Raw genomic sequence first — 1,087 nt, 5'->3', positions numbered from 1 at the left:
ATGAACAGCCTCACCGCGGCCTTTCCGGGCCGGAAGCTTCACGTCATCCTCGACAACCTCAACACCCACAAGAAGAATGAGAACTGGCTCAAGGCCCATCCCAATGTGCAATTCCATTTCACGCCGACCAGTGCGTCGTGGCTCAATCAGGTCGAGGTATGGTTCTCAATCTTGCAGGGACAATCGCTCAGCGGCACCTCCTTCACAAGCCTCAAGCAGCTTCAGGAACACATCGATGCCTACGTCAACGCGTACCACGACAAAGCCGAGCCCTTCGTCTGGACCAAGAAAAAGGTCCGTCAACGCCGTTTCAAAGGCCGCCGTCTCACTCAGCTCTGATTCCGGGTACTAGATCGTCGTCTCCGGTCTGCCTTTCGGAGCGGCAGAAAGATCGGCTTCGTACGAATGTCAGTCGTCGATTATTCTCCCCAAAGCGTGCCCGCCATACCGATCTCTCGTGCGCAGGAATAGCCAATCACCTCGGTCGGGGTTGCGGCAGGCAAGATGTGCCCAGCCGACTGACCGCTGCCATCCCAGATTCGCTGACGCAATGGGTGAACCACTCAGTGTAATCACCTGTTCTTCGGAATACCGTACGAGAACAAGGAACCGACGCATGCATTGCTGCGCGCAAGTAAAACACTGCACGGCGGTCGTCGCGGATCTCTTCGACTTCTGGCAGCAAACTTTGCCGCGGATCTCCGGCAAATCAAAGCTGGCCGAGGCGATCCGCTATGCCGTCTCTCGGCGCGCCATCTTCCAACGCTTCCCCCCGGTGGCCGCATTGAGCTCTGAGCTGGTCCCGCAAATCTGAACAGCGCGATAAGTGGAGTTTCTGCCTGACGGCGGGCAAGATTGACCCGCGAATCAGGAGAGACGATGAGCAGACGAGCACGGCGGAACCACACTCCGGCTTTCAAGGCGAAGGTGGCACTTGCCGCCGTCAAGGGTGACCGCACGCTGGCGCAACTGGCGGAGCAGTTCGACGTTCACCCCAATCAGATCACATCGTGGAAGGCCCAGCTCGAAGGCAGCGCTGCCGATGTTTTCGGTCCGGGCGGCGGGAGTCGGATCGCCGAACCCACCG

3 protein-coding genes are annotated in these 1,087 nt (G+C 58.9%); all 3 read left to right on the top strand.

Annotated features, from left to right (window positions below):
- Nucleotides 1-339: transposase (locus tag E4K64_RS39950; protein WP_209311909.1), on the top strand; the 339-nt coding region annotated here is incomplete at its 5' end.
- 277 nt (nt 340-616) lie between these two features.
- The gene (locus E4K64_RS41735; RefSeq protein ID WP_135167639.1) at nt 617-814 is read left to right on the top strand and encodes a hypothetical protein; all 198 of its coding nucleotides are present in this window, start codon (nt 617-619) and stop codon (nt 812-814) included.
- A 65-nt stretch (nt 815-879) separates the two neighbouring features.
- On the top strand, nt 880-1,087 hold a 208-nt coding region (locus E4K64_RS39940; RefSeq protein ID WP_135163638.1), incomplete at its 3' end, for a transposase.

The sequence above is a fragment of the Bradyrhizobium frederickii genome, assembly GCF_004570865.1.
GTDB lineage: Bacteria > Pseudomonadota > Alphaproteobacteria > Rhizobiales > Xanthobacteraceae > Bradyrhizobium > Bradyrhizobium frederickii.
The sequence above is the reverse complement of the archived record's forward strand: the minus strand, read 5'-3'. Positions and strand labels throughout refer to the sequence as shown.